The 14,953-nt window shown below is 68.2% G+C and carries 15 protein-coding genes; 9 read left to right on the forward strand and 6 right to left on the reverse strand.

Annotated features, from left to right (window positions below):
* The first annotated feature begins 173 nt into the window (after positions 1-173).
* From SK803_RS28075 to SK803_RS28085, 3 genes are read left to right on the forward strand one after another with little or no spacing between them, the layout of a single operon-like run.
* A complete protein-coding gene (locus SK803_RS28075) occupies positions 174-1,574 on the forward strand; it encodes a TIGR02677 family protein (protein ID WP_319969116.1) in 1,401 nt (466 codons plus the stop codon).
* Positions 1,571-2,650 carry a TIGR02678 family protein gene (locus SK803_RS28080; RefSeq protein ID WP_319969117.1) on the forward strand — a complete coding sequence of 360 codons (1,080 nt, stop codon included), beginning with the start codon at positions 1,571-1,573 and terminating at the stop codon, positions 2,648-2,650. The genes SK803_RS28075 and SK803_RS28080 overlap by 4 nt, the downstream gene beginning before the upstream one ends.
* A complete protein-coding gene (locus SK803_RS28085) occupies positions 2,643-6,422 on the forward strand; it encodes an SbcC/MukB-like Walker B domain-containing protein (RefSeq protein ID WP_319969119.1) in 3,780 nt (1,259 codons plus the stop codon). Before SK803_RS28080 ends, SK803_RS28085 begins: the two co-directional genes overlap by 8 nt.
* Here the strand turns inward: SK803_RS28085 and SK803_RS28090 are convergent.
* Genes SK803_RS28090 through SK803_RS28100 form a run of 3 tightly spaced genes read right to left on the reverse strand, consistent with a single transcriptional unit; the run spans position 6,406 to position 8,539 of the window.
* On the reverse strand, positions 6,406-6,924 hold the full coding sequence (locus SK803_RS28090; protein ID WP_319969120.1) for a hypothetical protein: 519 nt from the start codon (positions 6,922-6,924) through the stop codon (positions 6,406-6,408). The two genes, SK803_RS28085 and SK803_RS28090, sit on opposite strands and share 17 nt — an antisense overlap.
* Positions 6,921-8,069, reverse strand: a complete 1,149-nt coding sequence (locus SK803_RS28095; RefSeq protein WP_319969121.1) for an exonuclease domain-containing protein — start codon at positions 8,067-8,069, stop codon at positions 6,921-6,923. The genes SK803_RS28090 and SK803_RS28095 overlap by 4 nt, the downstream gene beginning before the upstream one ends.
* Before the next feature lie 32 nt (positions 8,070-8,101).
* A complete protein-coding gene (locus SK803_RS28100; RefSeq protein ID WP_319969122.1) occupies positions 8,102-8,539 on the reverse strand; it encodes a MalT transcriptional regulator family protein in 438 nt (145 codons plus the stop codon).
* Between the two features lie 208 nt (positions 8,540-8,747).
* On the opposite strand from SK803_RS28100, the gene SK803_RS28105 reads away from it, so the two are divergent.
* Complete coding sequence (locus SK803_RS28105; protein ID WP_319969123.1) at positions 8,748-9,086, forward strand: cytochrome P450 family protein; 339 nt, start codon at positions 8,748-8,750, stop codon at positions 9,084-9,086.
* A 47-nt stretch (positions 9,087-9,133) separates the two neighbouring features.
* Positions 9,134-9,466: a cytochrome P450 gene (locus tag SK803_RS46590; protein ID WP_406601589.1), complete on the forward strand. Its 333-nt coding sequence runs from the start codon at positions 9,134-9,136 to the stop codon at positions 9,464-9,466.
* Here SK803_RS46590 and SK803_RS28110 read toward each other — a convergent pair.
* From SK803_RS28110 to folP, 3 genes are read right to left on the reverse strand one after another with little or no spacing between them, the layout of a single operon-like run.
* Positions 9,423-9,707 carry a hypothetical protein gene (locus SK803_RS28110; RefSeq protein ID WP_319969124.1) on the reverse strand — a complete coding sequence of 95 codons (285 nt, stop codon included), beginning with the start codon at positions 9,705-9,707 and terminating at the stop codon, positions 9,423-9,425. The two genes, SK803_RS46590 and SK803_RS28110, sit on opposite strands and share 44 nt — an antisense overlap.
* 48 nt (positions 9,708-9,755) lie before the next feature.
* Positions 9,756-10,697: a hypothetical protein gene (locus tag SK803_RS28115; RefSeq protein ID WP_319969125.1), complete on the reverse strand. Its 942-nt coding sequence runs from the start codon at positions 10,695-10,697 to the stop codon at positions 9,756-9,758.
* 14 nt (positions 10,698-10,711) lie between these two features.
* Positions 10,712-11,536 carry a dihydropteroate synthase gene (gene folP, locus SK803_RS28120; RefSeq protein ID WP_319969126.1) on the reverse strand — a complete coding sequence of 275 codons (825 nt, stop codon included), beginning with the start codon at positions 11,534-11,536 and terminating at the stop codon, positions 10,712-10,714.
* A 71-nt stretch (positions 11,537-11,607) separates the two neighbouring features.
* Here folP and SK803_RS28125 point away from each other — a divergent pair, with 71 nt between their 5' ends.
* The 4 genes from SK803_RS28125 to SK803_RS28140 all read left to right on the forward strand — a co-directional run bounded on the left by SK803_RS28125 (position 11,608) and on the right by SK803_RS28140 (position 14,796).
* A complete protein-coding gene (locus SK803_RS28125; RefSeq protein WP_319969152.1) occupies positions 11,608-12,642 on the forward strand; it encodes a DUF2786 domain-containing protein in 1,035 nt (344 codons plus the stop codon).
* 40 nt (positions 12,643-12,682) lie between these two features.
* Entirely contained in the window at positions 12,683-13,927 is a 1,245-nt protein-coding gene (locus SK803_RS28130) for a TolB family protein (protein ID WP_319969127.1), read from the forward strand.
* Positions 13,928-13,977: 50 nt separating this feature from the next.
* The gene (locus SK803_RS28135; protein ID WP_319969128.1) at positions 13,978-14,460 is read left to right on the forward strand and encodes a hypothetical protein; all 483 of its coding nucleotides are present in this window, start codon (positions 13,978-13,980) and stop codon (positions 14,458-14,460) included.
* Between the two features lie 63 nt (positions 14,461-14,523).
* Positions 14,524-14,796, forward strand: a complete 273-nt coding sequence (locus tag SK803_RS28140) for a GlsB/YeaQ/YmgE family stress response membrane protein (protein WP_319969129.1) — start codon at positions 14,524-14,526, stop codon at positions 14,794-14,796.
* Positions 14,797-14,953 lie beyond the last annotated feature (157 nt).

The following is a 14,953-nucleotide window of genomic DNA, read 5'->3' on the forward strand; positions in this document are numbered from 1 at the left end:
CTTCCGACGTGTCCGAGCTCAGCTGTACTGTCACGTTCGCTGGCCTTTGACTGTCTGTTAGCCCTGATCGCCCTCTTCAACCGATCGGCGCAACACCTAGGTGTGGAAGAACTACGGTGGGTCTGCGCCAGATGGTCAACAGATCAACAAATCCACCAGCTACGGTTGGCCTCGTGACGACGTTCCCACGGGTGCCGGCGGACCTGTTCCGCTTCACCACCACCGAGCACGCGGAGCTGCACACCGCAGTGCTGCGCGCATTCGGCGTGGCGAACGAACGGCTGCAGACCGCTCTCACTCTCGACGACCTGCATCAGCTGCTCAGGGACATCGGCTGGTCCGAGCAGGTGACGGACGACGAGCTGACGGCGTCTCTCACCGCGTTACGCCAGTGGGGCCTGATCGACGCGACGCAGCAGCGGTACGGCCTCACCAAGCCGGGCGAGGCTGCCCAGGCCGGCATCCAGCACGCGCTGAACACCCTGACCAGCAGCGGTGCCCTGCAGACCGCCGTGCTCGACGCCATCGCGGACCGCCTGCGAGAACTCAGCGAACCGGCGGACGACCGCCGTACGTTCACGGCGTTGATGGAGCTCGAAGGCCACCTCGACACCCTCCAGGCCAACACCACGCGGTTCAACGCCGACCTGCAGCGGCTCCTGCGGGACGAGCAGGCCGACCTGGCCACGTTCCAGGACGTCAAGCGCACCACGATCACCTACCTGCGCGACTTCATCGCCGATCTGGACGCCCGCAAGCAGGGCATCCGCGACAAGATCGCCAGCATCGACGCCGGCAAGCTGCACGAACGCGCGCGCAACGGCGCCGACCTGTACCAGGACGAGAACTGGCTCGCCCAGCGCGAAGCTCAGTGGCGCAGTCTCAAGACCTGGTTCCACGACACCCCGGCGCGCGCCGACGAGCTGCAGGACGTGGCGCGGAAGGCGATCGTCCAGCTGCTGCGGGTGCTCGACCGGATCAGCGAGCGCAAGAAGCCGACGAACACCGCAGCCGATTTCAAGGCGCTCGCCCAGTGGTTCGCCAGGACCCAGACCGAGGACGAGGCGCACGAGCTGTTCAACGCCGCGTTCGGGTTGTGGCCCGCGCGGCACGCTCACCTCGCGCACGCCGACGGGGAGCTGATCCCGAGCGGCGAGCCGTGGCACAACACGCCGCCGGTGCCGGTGTCGCCGCAGCTGCGCAAGACCGGCAGGCAGGAGCACATCGGCAGCACCGGCAAGGTCCGCAACGTCGACGAGGTCCGCCGCAACCGCCGTGCACAGGCGGAGAAGGAACGCGCGGAGCTCGAGCACGCGTGGCGGCAGATCCAGACCGACGGAGCGATCCGGATCTCCACGCTCACCAGCCTCGACCACGACACGTTCCACCGGCTGATCGACCTGGTCGGGCGGGCGCTGGGCAGCGATCCGGACAGCACCGGCACGCGCACGGCGGGCACCAGCGACGGGCGGATGCAGATCAACCTGCGCAACGCCCGCGGCTGGGCGACCATCACCACCCAGAAGGGCCGGCTGAGCGGGCCCGACTACGTGATCGACGTGCAGAGCCGATGAGCAAGCTCGGGAACCAGCTCGCCCGGCTGGAAGGTGAGGAGGTGGCGCGCGGTGTGCGGATGCTGCTCGCCCGTCCGTTGCTGACCGCCGTGCACGACCCCGATGACTTCGACCTCATCAGAAGGCGCCGCGAACCGATCGTGAAGTGGTTCGACTACTACTGCGGGTGGCGTGTGCACGTCGAACCACGCGCCGGGTACGCACGCCTCTTCAAGACCACGCAGCGGCCTGACCGCACACGGCCCATGTTCGACCGTCGGCGGTACGTGTTGTTGTGCGTCGTGTGCGCGGAACTGCTGGCTGCACCCACGACCACAGCAGAAGCGCTTGCCGAACGCACGAAGCAGGCGATGGCGCTGGACGGCCTTCCGTCGTTCGACCCGAGCCGGCGCAGCGACCGGAACGCGTTCGCGGACGTGGTGAAGTTCCTCGAAGAACACAGCGTCATCGAGCACAACGAGCCGCAGCTCCGCGCCGATCCGATGCTGATCACCCGCCTGCTCGCCGCGCCGGTCTCGGCGTCCACAGTGGACACGATCGAGGACCTGACCCACGAGACCCGCTACGAGAACGCGCACCGCAGTCTGTGGCAGCGGCACTCCACCATGCGCAGGCTCATCGACGATCCCGTGGTGTACAAGGAAGATCTGACTGCCAGCCAGCTCGCGTTCCTCACGTCACCGAGCGGGCGCAAGATCGTCCAGACGGGTGTCGGGCTCGCCGGCTGCACGCTGGAGGAACGGGCCGAGGGGTTTCTCGTGATCGACGCCGACGCGGTCGCCACGGACACGAGGTTTCCGGACGACGACAGCAACGCGAAGGTTGTCGCGTTGTTGTTGCTCGACCGGTTGGCACAAGGTCCCGCACGGTTCGAGGACCTGGTCGAAGAAACGCGCGAGCTGCTCACGAAGTTCCGCAACTGGGGCAAGGCCTACCAGTCGGACGGCGGCGCGGGCAGGCTCGCGGCGGAAGGGCTCGAGTTGCTGGCAGCGTTCGGGCTCGCACGCACGGAGAACGGCACCGTTCGCAGGCTGCCCGCCGCAGCCAGGTACGCGGTGGAGGAGCTACATGACTGACCGGTGGCAACCCAGCCGCGCAGGGATCATCAACGTCTGGCGCTACTACGACGAGATCTTCTCGTTCTACCAGGGCCGGCTGTTGCTCAGAGGTCCCAACGGCACGGGCAAGTCGAAGGCGCTCGAACTGCTGTTGCCGTACCTGTTCGACGCGAACCTGCGGCCGCACCGGTTGTCGACGTTCGGCAGCGCGGACCGCACCATGCACTGGAACCTCATGGGTGAGGGCAACCAGGGCAGCACGCGCGTCGGGTACGTGTGGCTGGAGTTCGAGCACGGCGAGCAGTGGTTCACGTGCGGTGCGCGGTTGCAGGCCACCACGAACACGTCCAACGTCACGGCCACCTACTTCACGACGTCGTTGCGCGTCGGCGACCTGGCGTTGGTGAACGAGGCCGGCCGGCCGTTGACCAAGACGGATCTCGTTGAGGCGATTGGTGAACACGGCGTTGTGCACGCCTCACCGACCGACTACCGCCACACGGTGCGGACGACGTTGTTCCCCGGCGTGAGCGAGCAACGGTACGACTCGCTGATCACCGCTCTGTTGCAGCTGCGCACGCCGAAGCTGTCCGAGCGCCTCGACCCCAGCGTGCTGTCCTCGTTGCTGTCCAAGGCACTTCCGCCGCTGGACCAGTCCGACCTCACCGAGATCGCCGAGGGCTTCGAACGGCTCGACCGCCAACGCGAGGAGCTGCGGCGGCTCGATGAGGAGATCATCACCGCCGAACGGCTCGCGGACGTCCAACGCGCCTATGCACAACGGGTGCTCGGTGCAGCCGCACGCGCGTTGGAGTCGGCCACTGAACAGCTTGAAGACGCGACGCGTGCCGCGCGGATGAGCGAACGGCGCTATCAGCGCCAGGTCACGCTGACCGACGAGGCCTTCGAGCAGCTCGCGGCGCTGGGGCGGGAGGCGAGCGCGGTCGACGCCGAGATCGCCGGCATCTCCGACCTGCCCGCCTACCAGGAGGGCAAGCAGCTCGACCTGTTGCGGCAACAGCTTTCCGCCGCGAACCTCCGTGCCGCGGAGGCTGCCGCACACGCCGCGAAACTCCGTGCGCTCGCCGTCGCGGACGAGGAACAGGCCGCGCAGGCCAAGTCCGACGCGGCCGCTCGTGCCGACGAGGTGCGACGGTCGACGACGATCGCCAGGGAAGCCGCGGAACTCGCACGGATGCCGTCGGTGTTCGAGGCGATCGAGGCCGGCACCGACGCGCGTGCGGGCCGTCAGCTGCTCACCGCCGCCGTCGACGCACGTGAAGCCGAGATCAGCGCGGTCATGCGTGCCGTTGCCGCGCACGAGAGAGCCGTCGACGCACGGGATGCCGCTCGCCAACGGCTTGAGGAAACCCACGAGGAACTCGACCTCGCCACGGAGGCGGAGGCATCGGCGCAACGGGCGTTCGAGCAAGCGTTTGCGAAGTTCGGCGCGGACTTCGAGACGTGGGCGCACGGATGCTCTGAGCTGCATGTTTCCGCGCACAGCGAGGTCGCGGAAGCCGCCGCCATCGCTCGCGAGGAATTCAGCGGCATCGAGGCACGCCTGCACGAGACGCGCACGGCGTTGAGCGGTGAACTCTCGCAGTACAACGCCATCCGCGAGAAGCTCGCCAACCAGGTCGACGTGCCACCGCCCGCGCCTTACACCCGCGACGTCGAACACCGCGCTTCTGCCGTGGGCGCACCTCTGTGGCGTTTGGTCAACTTCCGCCCCGACACGCCACCGGCCGTGTGCTCGGCAGTAGAGGCGGCGTTGGAAGCGTCCGGGTTGCTGGACGCGTGGATCACGCCGGGCAACTCGTTCGGCCTCACCGACCACGACCGCTTCGCCGAACCGCTGCTCGCCGGCCCGGCCCCTGGCCCGACGCTGCTGGAGGTGCTCGTCACCGACGACGAGCGCTGCTACCGCGTCCTGGAAGGCATCGCGTTCGGTGAGACGGCCCCTCGCCACATCGCCGCCATCGGTGCAGATGGCACGTGGCGCCTGGCCAACTCACACGGCCGTTGGACCAAAGCCTCCCCCACCTATATCGGCTCGGACTCACGCAAACGCGCGCGGGCGGGCCGAATCGCGGAACTCACCGGCCTGATCGAGCAGCTCGCCACCGATCTGTCCGGTGTGGACGCCGCGCTGAACCAGATCGCCGTGCGCCGCGCGACCCTGGCGGGCGAACTCGCCAGGCAGCCGTCCACCGATCCGATCGAGATCGCCGAAGACCAGCGCACCAAGGCTCAGCTGCGGTGCGCGGCGCGGAAAGACGCCGTCGCGGCCGCTACCCGCCGGGTGTCGGACGCGGAAATGGCCGTGGCGGAGACCCTGCGCGGCATCGACACCGACGTCCCCGACGCGGAAGCGGTGTCGGCGTTCCGCACCGCGGGCCACCGCTGGCTGGACGATCGGCACGACGCCTTCGCGGCGGAAGCGCTGTCGCACGACGCCCTGAGCCGGGCCTCGGTGAGCAGCTCGCTCGCCGACGCGGCCGAGGAGACCGCCGGCGCCCGTCAACAGGAGGCCGCCGACCTCGCCATCACGCTGGACACCGTCGAACGGTCCGCGGGCTCCGAGTTCCACGCCCTCGACCAGCAGCTGATCTCGCTGCGCACCAAGGCACTCGATCTCACCGAGCAACGCGAAATGCTGCAAGACAAGCAAACAGGACTGGCGCGCACCCTCGGCACGTTGGAGGAGAAGCGCAAGGTGGACACCGCGCGCGCCACGGAAGCCACCATCGCCCGTGACGCGGCCGACGAGCGCTATCGCCACCTCACCAGCGGCCACCTGCCCGCCGACGCCGGTGACGTGCCGGACGACGTCGTGGACCTGAGGCTGATCCGCGACTCCGAGTCCCGCCTCGGCATGGCCGTGCACGAGGCTCAGCAAAAACTGGCCGGCCGCATCGGCCTCTCGCTGGACCCCGCCGACGACGTCATGGTCCTGAGCGCGACCCTCGACGGCGTGAAGATGGGCGCGCACGCGCTGTTGGAGACGTTGCAAGCCGAACGCGACCGCATGCGCACGCACATCACCGACGGCGAGCGCGACCTCTTCGACCAGACCCTCACCGGCGACACCAGAAGGCACATCGCGCAACGCATCCAGGGCGCCTCCGAACTCGTCGGCACGATGAACCAACGCTTGGAGCGCGTCCAAACCGCGTCCGGCATCCGCGTGCAACTCGACTGGCAGGTAGACCCTCAACTACCACCGGGCACCCGTGAAGCGCGCGATCTCCTCCTGCGCTCAGACCTTGATGCGGCAGAACGCGCGTTGCTGCACCAGTTCTTCCGCGAGCGCGTAGAAGAAGCGCGAGTCCACGACACCGCTACGGGCTGGGAACAACAACTCGCGCAGGTGCTGGACTACACGACGTGGCACCAGTTCGTCGTGAAGGTGGACCGCGGCGAAGGCTGGGTCCCCGTCACCAAACGCGTCCACGGCGCCCTGTCCGGCGGCGAGAAGGCCATCGTGCTGCACCTCCCGCTGTTCGCCGCGGCGGCCGCGCACTACCAGGCCACCCCGCACGCACCCCGCCTGATCCTGCTGGACGAGGTCTTCGTCGGCGTCGACGCCACCAACCGCGGCCAGCTGCTGGAGCTGCTGGTCAACTTCGACCTGGACCTGGTGCTCACGTCGGACCACGAGTGGTGCGACTACCAGGAGCTGACCGGCATCGCCATCCACCAGCTCACCACCGGCACCGACGGCGACGACGCCGTGACGACGGTCCGCTTCACCTGGGACGGCCACAGCCTCAAGGCTGATGACTGAACAACGACAGCAGCTCCCGCTGCTCCTCGGTGAGGACGAACGCCGGGTTGTGGCGGGGGTAGATCTCCGCGTCCTCCCACAACTGCCCGGCCACGCTGGACGCGGTGCCGATCTTGAGCCCACGAGCGCGCAGCTCGGCCTTCAGAGCCGCGGCGTCGAAGAGGTACACCGCGTCGATCACCATCGGCCTGGCCGTGCCGAGTGAGCTCTCGGCGGGGACTTTCGGACCGGTCAGCACGAGGTAGCGGTCCGGCCCGTCCTCGTGCAGGTCCACCAGGTTCTCGCGCTTCAGGTACCACCTGATGTTCACGGTCCGGCCGTCCGCGAACAGGCCGTCGACGGACTTGGCCGCGTGCACGTCCAACTCGATCCCGAAGACCTGCGCCGCGATCCAGTCGCCGATGTGTCCGGACAGCGCGGGCCGTCTGATGCACGCCGACAGCGCGGCGTCGATGCGGTTGCGCTCCCGGATCAACCCGGCCACCCACCTCACGTCGTTCATCGCACTCCTCCCACGAACTCACCGAGCAGCCCCGCGAACAGGTCCTCGGACACGATCGGGATCCCGTACGTGCGCGCCTTGTCCGCCTTCCCCGACATGGAGTCCGGATCCGCCGCGATCACCAGCGCGGTCTTCTTGGTGACCCCGCCCTTCACCGCCAGCCCCGCCGACAACGCCCTGCTCTCCCACACGTCCCGCGGCTCACGCATCTCACCGGTGAAGACGACGAGATCCCCCGACGAAAGCCGGACCTCACGCCGCCGCAGCACGTCGGTCACGTCAACGCCGAGCAGCGACGCGACCAGCCGGAGATCAGCCTGCTCGTCCGCGGACACCACGCCGTCCTCCCGCGCCACCTCGGCCAGCGCGCCGAGATAGCCGCGGTGCAGCCCCATCACCTCGGGCAGGCCCAGGCCGAGCGCGCAGGCGACGTCGAGCAGTTCCTCCTGCTCCTCCACGGAAAGGTGCCGATCGACCAACGCCCGGTCCAGCACGGCGAGGTAGTCGTCACCGCCGGGCGTCTCCACGCGCGGGAGCAGTCGCACGAGCTTGGCCAGGAAGTGCTGCTCAGCCGAATGACCATGACTGCGTTGCACGGCGAAAGCGCTGGTCCGCGGCACGTCCAGGCGCACCGGCGGAACGTCCCCGACGCGGTCCAGGCAGCGCGACAGCAGACCCGCGGACGCCCGTGCGTCGTGCAACGCGGAGTGCGCGGTGCCCATCGGCACACCGGCCGCCGAGCAGCACGCGGCGAGCGAGCGTGACGAGGCGCCGAGGAACCTGCCGGCGAGGTCCATCGTGCACAACCCCGTGGCCGCGAACTCGTGTCCCAGCGGGGCGAACTCCGCGTGCAGGAACCGCAGGTCGAACGACAGGTTGTGCGCCACGATCACCCGGCCAGAGAGGCGTGCGGCGAGTTCGCCGGCGATCCCCGCGAAGTCGGGCGCGCGGCGGACGTCCGCGGCCCTGATGCCGTGCACATGCTGGGCGCCGAGGTCGCGTCGTGGGTTGACCAGCGTGCACCACTCGTCGGTGCGGCGGCCGGAGGAGTCGACGTGGACGACCGCGACCTCGATCACGCGGTGGTGCTGACCTGGTGACAGCCCGGTGGTCTCGACGTCGACGACCGCGTACCCGTTTCCCATGCCGGGGCTGTCGTTCGGACCCGTGTCGTCCGTTATCCGTTGTCATCCGATAGGACTAACGCGAGGTCGCCACGGGTCGTGATGCCGAGCTTCGCGTAAGCGTTCGACAGGTGGTTGTCGACGGTCCGCACCGCGATCTCGCGTTCACGACAGGCCAGCGGTGCCGCGGTGATGCGAACCAACGCGGGCGTGCGCGCGCCCTCGCAGAAGCTGACCAACCGGCCGTACAGCCCACGACTGCCAGACGCCGCAACAGCTTCCGCCGCGAGCAGCATGAACCCGGCCTCCTCGAACCGCGCGGCCACGTTTTCCAACCCCGCGAAGTCGTTGCGCACCAACGCGTCCGCATGCGCAGCGAACACCGGTACCAGCAACCCCGTGGTCGTTGAGGCAAGCTCACGCAATCGTTCCAGAGCATCAGACGCGTGCCCGAGTCGTACGGCCTCGTCCAACAGCCGTGTCTCGCCCACGCCGGCAGGGCCCGCCACGATCAGCCCGGAACCACGCACCGCACGCCGGACCGTCGTGGATGATCAGCCGCTACGACGACGTCGTGCAGGCGCTCAGCCACCTCGGCCTCAGCAGCGCGATCATCCCGGGCGGCATGCTCAACCGCACCGACCCGCCGGAGCACACGCAGCTGCGCAAACCGATCGCGCGCGCGTTCTCCACACGCGGATGGAGGCGCTACGGCCACGCATCGAGCAGATCGCCAACGACCTCCTGGACGCATGGGAGACCGAGGACGAGGTCGACGTGATCGACACGTTCGCCTACCCGCTGCCCATCACCGTCATCTGTGAACTGCTGGGTGTGCCCGAAAGGGACAGAGAAGAGGTGCGCAACCTCACCGCAGAGCTGCTCGCACCAGCGACCATGGCGGAGGCCTACGGCAGGTTCGCGATGTACGTGCAGCGGCTCGTGGACACCAAGGAGCCCGGTGACGACGTCATCACCGAGCTGCGCGACGAACCGAACCTCGTGAACACCCTTGTGCTGCTCATCACCCGATCCTGACTCCGGAGGCCGTCGAGGAGCTCCTGCGCCACGACGGGCCGTTCGCGTTGGGGATCGCTCGCACCGCCACGTCCGACGCGGTGATCGGAGGGGTCACGATTCCGCGATCTTCGCAGGTCACCGTCTCACTTGGGGCGGCGAACCGGGATCCGTCCCGGTTTCCGGATCCGGACGCGTTGCAGCTGGGTCGAGACCCACACGTCACGTTCGGGCACGGGATCCACTACTGCGTGGGGGCGCGGCTCGCTCGCATCGAGGGGAAGATCGCGTTCGGAACGCTTCTTCGGCGTTTCCCGGAACTCGTGCTCGCCGCTGAGCCCGAGTGGCGGGAGTCATTCATCCGAGGCTTGGCGTCATTTCGCGTGCGACCGAAGCCTTGACGGCGGCACGGGCCGCCGACAGGTCGTCGACGGCGTAAATCTCCGGGCAGGAGGCGATGACGAGGTCCTTGTCTGACGCGACAGTCAGCAAAGAAACTTTCTCCGTCAACGACTTCGCTTGCCGCACAACTCCCTTGGCATCGACGCGGATCAACGTGACCCACGTCTCTGACCAGGGAAAGTCCACGACCGCGCTGGATTTACGCAGGCCTTCCACATCGAACTCGGCAAATCTGGGCATGCCACCAAGATAACGAGTGAAGGTTGCGGAAAGTCAAAGATCACCCTTTCACCGCAATGCCGCCAGCAGATGAGACAGGTTGACACCAACGGCGTCCGCCAACCGGCGCACGACTTCTGGAGCGGGTGCGAGTGGGTGTGTCTCGCGGGTGAACGGCAACCCTTCTCCACCCGAAAACTTCGATTGCGGGGTTACCGGAGCGAGGATCGGGTAGACCCGCCAGCGCGGCACCTTCGAGTCCGCCATCGCGAGCGTGTTCTCGTGCCACAGCATCACGGCGGATTGCCGGATGTTGCGCGCGAGGACACATCCATAGCCCGTGAGAGTGATCGCGCGCGCGGCCGCCCGAACCGGGTTGCGGAACTCCCCCTCCACGACCCACACGCCGTTCATGATCTCCGCGGTGAAACCTTCCGTCTCCAGTGCGGCGATCGTCTCGGCGTACTGGTCGTCCGCGGCGGCCGTGGCCAGTTCGACGACCTCCTGGACCTCCGAGGCCGTCACCACGCGCGCGCCGGCCTCCGTGGAGTGGTGCAGGAGCCGTTCGACGTGACGGTCCTCCGCGTAGGCCGCCCACTCCTGGGCCTTCTCCCACGCCGACCGTGCGATGACATCGGCCTCGGAACCGCCGCGCAGCCGTGCGTCCTGCAGCAGCTGTGCGAGCACCACGGCGATGACAGAGCTCACGAGAGCGTCGTCACGTGACTCGTCGTTCTCGGGCACGAGCGTGGCCACCAGGTCACGCAGATCCGCGCGCCAGCTCTCGTCGCCCGCCCACACGCCGATGGCGAGCAGGTTCAGGTAGTGATCCGCGATGGCCATCCGCACGAGCAACGGCTGAGTGCCCGCCTCACGCGCGTCGCGCCGAGCGGTCACCTTCATCTGCTGCCGTTCCGCGGGATCCGCCACCATGCCGACGCGGATCTTGTCGAGTTCGTCGAGGAAGTCGTCCCACCGGTCATCCGAAAACCGGGCGAAGACGTCGTCCACCTGATACCTCCAGCTCACAGTCGAGCGACGGACTCGAGTACTCGTCTGGTTCGCGCCACTTCATGCGCGCGAAAGACCGCGGCGCCCGCCAACGCCGCGATCGCGGTCGCGACGAGGGTTCCCTCGACGCGCTCGTGCAGTTCCACGCCGAGGGTCTCCCCGACGAAGTCCTTGTTGGACAAGGCCATCAGCACCGGCCACCCGGTCGCCACCAGCTCGTCCGTGTGCCGCACCAGCGCAAGGCTGTGCCATGTGTTCTTGCCGAAGTCGTGTGTGGGGTCGATCAGCACGCTCTTGCGAGGCACACCGAGCGCGACCACCTTCTCCGCGTGCGAGGTCGTCTCCGCGACGACGTCCGCCACCAGGTCCGGATAACTAACCCTATGCGGACGCGTACGGGGCTTCACACCGCCCGTGTGTGAGCAGACGTAGCCGGCGCCGTACTCCGCGGCGACCTCTGCCAGTTTCGGGTCCGCGCCCGCCCACGTGTCGTTGAGCAGGTCGGCACCGGCCTCGCAGGCGAGCCGGCCGACGTCCGCGCGCCACGTGTCGCTGCTGATGATGAGGTCCGGGTAGGCGTCGCGCACGCGTGCGATGAACGGCACGACGCGGCGCACTTCCTCACCGGAGTCGACGAGGTCGCCGGGGCCCGCCTTCACCCCGCCGATGTCGACGATGTCCGCTCCCTCGTCGACGACGCGGTGCACGGCCTCCATCGCGACGTCCTCGGCGTAGGTGGCGCCCTTGTCGTAGAACGAGTCCGGGGTGCGGTTGATGATCGCCATCACCAGTGCGTGGTCACGGACGACGGTCCGGCCGCGGAACTGGAGCTCGATCACATCCCGTGTCTACCAGGTGGTCCCCGACCTGTGCACATGGCGGACGTCTCATACTGCGTGGCGTGGAACTGATGAAAGCGGTCGACGCTCTCTGGCAGCGAGGCTGGCTGCCGTACGACGTCCGCGAGATCGTGTCGCGTTCGCTCGACGAGTCGGCTGCCTCTCTCGTGGTGGACGTGATCGCTTTGTCCTGTTCGCCTCATGTCGAGTCGACGGTGCACCCGCGGTGGCGGCGTCAGCTCGATGAGATCGGCGCCTCCGTGTGGTGGGAAGGCCCGTTGCTGGAGGCGTGGGCAACGCGCCACATCGAGACACGGGCGTATGCGTCTCGCACGGCCGCCGACCTGTTGGCGTTCCTCGGGCGGTTGCCTTCGCTGCCGCTCATCCTGCCGTTGCCGGGCGACAGGTTGATGTCGGCCGTGCGCGCGGGTCTGGACCCGAAGGTGCTCAACCGTGTGCGTGGGCTGCTCGCGAAGGCCGAGTCGACGTCGTTCCCCGAGGAGGCCGAGGCACTGTCGGGCAAGGCGCAGGAGCTGATGAACCGGCACGCCCTGGAACGGGCGATGCTCGACGCGGACCTGCCTGCGTTGGCGACGTCACGGCGGATGTGGCTCGACAAGAGCTACTTCAAGGAGAAATCGCAGCTAGTGCACGTGGTGGCCACGGCGTTCCGGTCACGAGCGGTGGCCTACGACGGGTTCGGGTTCATCGCGCTGGTGGGTGACGAGGTCGATCTGGAAGGCGTGGAACTGCTGTCGACGTCGCTGCTGGTGCAGGCGACGCGGGCGATGGTGGCGGTCGGCGGGAAGTCGGGGAAGGGCAGTGAGGCGCGCTCGCGGCCGTTCCGGAAGTCGTTCCTGGTGGCCTTCGCGTCCCGGATCAGCGAGCGGCTGACCGACACGCCGGACGAGGTCGTCTCGGACGAGCGGTTGCTGCCGGTGCTCGCGGACCGCAAGAAGGCCGTGGACACGTTGTTCGAGGAGATGTTCACCCGCACGCGCACCTCGCGCGTGACGGTGCGTTCGGCGGCCGGGTGGGGTGCGGGCCGTGCTGCCGCGGACGCCGCGGACATCGGAACCGGTCGGAAAACCGTGACATCCGGCTAGGCTGACGACGCCGCCCCGCGACCTAGGGTGGTGCACGTCCATGTTCGGGAAGTCTCTCGCCGTTGCCGCTGTGCTGGTGGTGGGCCTGTCGTCGACCGCGTCCGCGTCGTTCTCCCTGCTCAGACCTCTGACACGGGGCAACGGTGACTCCACGACTCCGGTGATCAGCGCTGACGGGCGCTATGTCGCGTTTCCCTCTCTCGCGTCGAACCTCGTGCACTCCGATCGGAATGGCGTCTCCGACGTCTTCGTGAAGGATCTGCGCACGGGCGTTGTGCGTTCTGCGTCGCACGGTGGCGACGGGCCTTCGTTCGACCCGCCTGCTTTGAGCGCGGACGGGCGCTTCGTGGCATTCGTGTCGTCCGCTACGAATCTCGTGGCCGGTGACACCAACGGCGTTGACGACGTGTTCGTGACCGACATGCGCACCGGACGCGTCTCACGCGCGAGTGGCGGCAACGGGCCTGCGTTCGGTAGTCCGGCGATCAGTGCTGACGGCCGTTATGTGGCGTTCCGGTCCGAGGCCTCGACGTTGGTGGAGGGTGACACCAACGGCGTGGCGGACGTGTTCCTGGCGGATCGGTCGACGGGTTCCGTGACGCGGATCAGCACGTCGGCCGCCGGGGTGCAGGGCGACAAGCTGGTGCACCACGGCCTCGCGATGAGCGCCGACGGGCGGCTCGTCGTGTTTCCTTCCGCCGCGACGAACCTGGTGCCGGACGACACGAACGGCAGCGTGGACATGTTCGCGAAGGACGTCGTTTCCGGTGTGGTGGAACGGGTCAACGTGTCTGCCACTGGTGCGCAGACTTCGTCATACACGCTGATGCCCGCTATCACGCCTGACGGCTCGCGCGTGTTGTTCGTGGCGTGGGGCGACACGTTGGTGCCCGGTGACACCGAGGACACGCCGGACATCTTCATGAAGGACTTGCGCACCAAGGCGATCACGCGCGTGAACACGCGTCCTGATGGGACGGTGTCGGACGCACAGCCGTACCAACCGTCGGTGAGCGCGAACGGCCGTTTCGTCGTGTACTCGTCGCTGGCGTCGAACCTCGTGCGTCGCGACACCAACAACGTCGACGACGTGTTCTTGAAGGACATGTCCACGGGCGCCGTCACGCGGTTGAGCGAGCGATTCGGCAGGCAGGGCAACAACTTCTCGGTGGCGCCGACCATCAGCGCGGACGGCCGCACGGTGGTGTTCGCGACGCTCGCGACGAACCTCTCCCCCGCGGACCCCACCCCTTCGAGTGAACTCCTCCTTCACAACCGCATCTGAAGACCCCCAACGCGAAAAAAGAGTCAGACCCCCTCCCTAACGTCGACCCCATGACATCCACCTTCCACAACGAGATCAAGCTCGGCGAGGTCAACTACCGGCTGAGCGCGACGACGGACTCGGACGAGTCCCTGGTGCTGGACCTGCTGGGGTCGCTCGACTCGGGCGAGGTGATCGCGGACGGCCGCCTTCGGCTACCGGTCGAGGGCGGCGCCACGATCGGCAAACTCCTCTCGCGGGTGCTGGGCGCCCACACGCGCCTGCGCACCCGTCCGTCCCGGCACCGCAACGCCAACCAGCCCTGGACCGAATCCCTCGACACCGACCTGCGCACCGCCTGGCTCGCCCCGGCCACCACCGAGGCCCCCGCACTGATCAGGACCATCGCCGAGACCATGGAACGCTCCGCCACCGCCATCCGGGCCCGTCTGCCCAGAGTCGGCTGCGATCCGGATGTTCCTGGCCGCGAACTCTCCGCGGCGGCGGCCGTCCTGCTAGGGGGAAAGTCAGGGGCCACTCAGGGCAAAACCTGATTCGCCGATCGCCCGCCCGGCGGACCCTGGAGTAGCAAGCACCAGCGTCTCAGGGGGTACACAGTGGAAATCGGCGGCTTGTTCACCGCGCTGCTCTTCGGAGCCATCATCGGCGGTCTGGGCCGCCTGGTGATCCCAGGCAGGCAACACGTCTCGTGGCTCGCCACCATCCTGGTGGGCATCGTCGCCGCCCTGCTGGGCACCGCGGCGGCCACCGTCCTGGGCGTCGCCAACACCCCGGGCATCGACTGGATCGAACTGGCGCTCCAGGTAGGCCTCGCCGGCGCCGGCGTGACCCTCCTCGCCAACCGCTCCAGGGCCAAACTCCCCCGCTGACCCCCGCACCAGGTGCGGGCGACCCCCAACGCCCGCACCACCCACCCGTCCATCAGGCCGCAGACCCGAGCCCGCCCTGCCCTCCGCGCGCCGCCACCGCGCCCGGACCGCACCGCAACCAACGGGTCCACGGCCTCCGCACCGCGCTGCCGGGCGC

Origin of the sequence: Lentzea miocenica, assembly GCF_033949945.1 — a bacterium.
In the GTDB taxonomy this organism is placed as follows: Bacteria; Actinomycetota; Actinomycetes; order Mycobacteriales; family Pseudonocardiaceae; genus Lentzea; species Lentzea miocenica.